Consider the following 3,405-nt stretch of genomic DNA (forward strand, 5'->3'; position numbering starts at 1 on the left):
AGGCCGTGGTGCTGGCGGCGGCCGACCCGGCCCAGCCGTACGGTGCGGCGTTGCCGTGGCCCACGGTGCTCGGCGACACGAAGCACCGGCCCGCCCGTAAGGCGGGGGCGCTGGCCGTGCTGGTGGACGGTGTCCCCGCGCTCTACGTCGAGCGGGGCGGCCGGTCGCTGCTGTCGTTCACCGAGGATCGTGCGACGTTGCACGCGGCGGCGACGGCGCTGTCCGCGGCGGTGCGGGACGGCTGGCTCGGCCGGTTGCAGGTACAGAAGGCCGACGGGGAGCGCGCACTGACCTCCGGTCTCGCGGAGGTGCTGCGGGAGGTGGGGTTCCGCGCGACCCCGGCGGGGCTGCGGCTGCGGGCGTGAACCTGCGCCGTCCCGGCGGGCTAGGGTGAGCGCGACCAGGAAAGGACGAGACTCCCCATGACGGTACGTGACCTGCGCTATTTCGGTGACCCGGTGCTGAAGACGGTGGCCGGCCCGGTCACCACGTTCGACCGGACCACGAAGGCACTGGTGGACGATCTGCTCGACACCGTCGGACTGCCGGGCCGGGCGGGGCTGGCCGCGCCGCAGATCGGCGTGGGCCTGCGCGCGTTCAGCTACCGGGTCGACGACGCCGTGGGATACGTGCTCAACCCGGTCCTGGTCGAGGTGTCCGAGGAGACCCACCTGCTCGACGAGGGCTGTCTGTCCGTGCCGGAGCTGAGGTTCCCGACCGAGCGGGCACGCCGGGCCGTCGTGCGTGGTGTCGACCTCGACAACGAGCCGGTCACCGTGGAGGGGACCGGTGTGCTGGCGCAGTGTCTGCAACACGAGGTGGACCACCTCGACGGTGTGCTGTATCTGGACCGGCTCACGACGGACCGGCGGCGGCAGGCGTTCCGCGAGGCGCGGCGGCACGACTGGTTCTGGTCCGTATAGGACTGACACCCGCCGTGATCAGCGGTGATTTTGATCTGTGTCCGTCGCCACTCCGTCGTGACACTTTCGTTGCCGGTTCTTAATCTGACCGCCATCGCCGTCACCGGAATGAGGGAAAGATGGCTGGTCGACACCGCGCCAAACCACGGAGGCCGTGGGCCACACCCACGGCGGTCGGACTCCTCGCCGCCACCGCACTGGTCGGCACCATGGCTCTGACGGGCACCGCACCGCCGGCGAAGGACCGCACCACGGCGGTGGCCGCGGTCGCCGCCGGTCTACCGGCCCCGCCGTCCACCCCGTCCCGGTCCCGGTCGACCGACCCCACGTCGAGCACTCCGGAGAGCACGACCACCACGAAGAGCACGACCACCACGTCGACCACCTCCGCGGAACCGGAGACGACCGGGGAGGCCCCAGAGGAGACCACGGACGTCGCCGCGACCACCGAGGCCGAGACCACGGTGGAGTCGTGCCCGACCGAGCTGGAGGGCACCGTCTCCCACGTCGCACAGGTCGGCAACCATCTGCTGGAGCGGTTCTCCGTCGACTCGGTGGGTGGCCGGGCACCCCGGTCGAACCCCAGTGACCATCCCGCCGGACTGGCCCTCGACCTCATGGTGGACGTGCCCACCGGCAACGCGCTGGCCGACCACCTGGTCGAGCACCGCGACGAGTTCGGGGTCAAGTACGTCATCTGGCGTCAGCGCATCAACCACGGTGCCGGGTGGTCGGCGATGGCCGACCGCGGCAGTGCCACGGCGAACCACATGGATCACGTACACGTCTCGTTCCGCAGTGGCGTGGACGTCTCGGTCACCTGCTGAGTGCCGTCCCGGCCCGCGGCGGAGTGTGCCGGGAACTCACCACGGGCCGCGTCGACCAGGTCGAGCAACGCGCACACACGGGCGAGCTCCAGCTGCGTGAACGGTGCCCACACCCGGCTCAGGACGAGCATCCGTCCGGAGCGGTCCGGCAGGACGGCACGGTGCCCCCCGTCGGTCCGGTCCGCCTCCGCAACGTCCGCGGAGACGACGGCCACCCGGGCGGGCCAGATGAGCGCGGAGACGGCGTCGAGCACCGGCCGGGTGCCGTGATGCGGGCCGGGCCCGGCGAGCATCCGGGCCGCCGTGCCCAGTGCCGCGGTGACCGGGTCGACGAGGTCGTGCACGTCGGCCTCGGTGATCCCGACGCATTCGTACCCTTCGTCCTCCACGGCACGGAGAAGATGTCCCGGGGGCAGGCCGATGGCGGGGCGGACGACGATCTCGTCGAGCACCCCACCCGGGACCGGCAACACCCCCAGTCCGAGGATGTTGCACTCCAGATCGGCGAGCCTGCCCGCCACACGGGCGAGGGCTCCCGGGTCATCGTCCATCCGGATGCGCACCCGCCACGCGGGCGTGGCCGCGAGTTGCCGCGCGGGGTGACCGTCCGTCGGCGGGAAAGGGGCCCCGTGGTCCGTGTTCCTGTCCATACCCGGCACCCTGCCGGACCGGTGTTGCGCGTCGACGACATCGACATTGCGTCCACGTCAGGTCGCGCCGGACACGGCCGGGTTGTGTTACACCACCGGAAAGGCGAGGGGCACCGGACGCCTCAGCGCGTGGCCAGCCGCAGGAGTGCCCACATCTGGGCGACGGCGTCGTCGTCGCCGTCGACGGTGACCGAACCGGGCCCCTCCCTGCCCCACAACCACAGGTAGACCCGGGTGGCGGCGCCGGACACGACCGCGTCGACGCGGTCGTCCGGTCCGCCCGGAGCACCGTCCCCGCGGACGACCACGGCCCCGTCGGGTCCGGCGTGGGTGAGCCACCTGTGCCCCGCCGTGTCCACCGCCACCGCGGCCGGTCTGGTGCCGGTGACCCCCATCCGCCGCAGCCGGTGGCCGAACCACAGGTTCACCGCCTCGTCCACCCCGTCCACGGCGACCTCGTCGGCGATCGGGGACGGCGCCGGCCCCGCGGCGTGTTCCACGTCCACGCGGTGCACGGTCACCTCGTGCAGCATGCGTCTGCGCCAGAACCCGAACGTGCGGTCGGTGTCCCACCACGTGGCCGCGGGCTCGGCGGGCCCGTGCGCGGCGAGCAGGTCCCGGAGCGCGGACACCCCGTCCCGGAGGTAGGCCTGCGGCGTCTGTCCCGCGGCCGGGGCCCTCCGCCAGTGCCGGGGTGCCTGCCCCTCCCGGAGCCACCCGGAGGCGGCCCGCGCGACGCTTCCCACGTGCCGGACGACCTCCCCGACCGTCCATCCCGGACACGTGGGCACGACCGTCTCCGGCGGTACCGCGTCCGCCGTCCGCACCAGAAGCTCCACCTCGTGGTCGAGTGCGTCGAGCATCCGCCCGTGATCGGTCCGGGTGCCTGCCCGCATCACGTCCTCCGGCCCCGTTCCGGCCCGGCTCCCCCACACCGCACCGCGGGTCCGTCCGTCACCGCGGGTCCGTCCGTCACCGCCTGCCCGGCGGCGGTGGCGGTCGCGC

At 73.0% G+C, this 3,405-nt stretch carries 5 protein-coding genes; 3 read left to right on the forward strand and 2 right to left on the reverse strand.

From position 1 onward, the window contains the following. The 3 genes from SACHA_RS0100585 to SACHA_RS0100595 all read left to right on the forward strand — a co-directional run. Positions 1–365: hypothetical protein (locus SACHA_RS0100585; protein WP_157601546.1), on the forward strand; the 365-nt coding region annotated here is incomplete at its 5' end. A 57-nt stretch (positions 366–422) separates the two neighbouring features. Beyond that, positions 423–923: a peptide deformylase gene (gene def / locus SACHA_RS0100590; protein WP_019806340.1), complete on the forward strand. Its 501-nt coding sequence runs from the start codon at positions 423–425 to the stop codon at positions 921–923. Positions 924–1,042: 119 nt separating this feature from the next. Then, a complete protein-coding gene (locus SACHA_RS0100595; protein ID WP_028662756.1) occupies positions 1,043–1,750 on the forward strand; it encodes a hypothetical protein in 708 nt (235 codons plus the stop codon). Here the strand turns inward: SACHA_RS0100595 and SACHA_RS19565 are convergent. Further along, on the reverse strand, positions 1,699–2,400 hold the full coding sequence (locus SACHA_RS19565; protein WP_019806344.1) for an ACT domain-containing protein: 702 nt from the start codon (positions 2,398–2,400) through the stop codon (positions 1,699–1,701). The genes SACHA_RS0100595 and SACHA_RS19565 overlap by 52 nt on opposite strands. Positions 2,401–2,522: 122 nt before the next feature. After that, the gene (locus SACHA_RS0100605) at positions 2,523–3,296 is read right to left on the reverse strand and encodes a maleylpyruvate isomerase family mycothiol-dependent enzyme (RefSeq protein WP_019806346.1); all 774 of its coding nucleotides are present in this window, start codon (positions 3,294–3,296) and stop codon (positions 2,523–2,525) included. Positions 3,297–3,405: the final 109 nt, after the last annotated feature.

Origin of the sequence: Saccharomonospora halophila 8, from assembly GCF_000383775.1 — a bacterium.
In the GTDB taxonomy this organism is placed as follows: Bacteria; Actinomycetota; Actinomycetes; order Mycobacteriales; family Pseudonocardiaceae; genus Saccharomonospora; species Saccharomonospora halophila.

What these genes read in the sequence shown, in the direction of transcription:
- def (WP_019806340.1), top strand. Translation starts at nt 423, where the DNA reads ATGACGGTACGTGACCTGCGCTATTTCGGTGACCCGGTGCTGAAGACG.
- SACHA_RS0100595 (WP_028662756.1), top strand. Translation starts at nt 1,043, where the DNA reads ATGGCTGGTCGACACCGCGCCAAACCACGGAGGCCGTGGGCCACACCC.
- SACHA_RS0100605 (WP_019806346.1), bottom strand. Translation starts at nt 3,296, where the DNA reads ATGCGGGCAGGCACCCGGACCGATCACGGGCGGATGCTCGACGCACTC.
- SACHA_RS19565 (WP_019806344.1), bottom strand. Translation starts at nt 2,400, where the DNA reads ATGGACAGGAACACGGACCACGGGGCCCCTTTCCCGCCGACGGACGGT.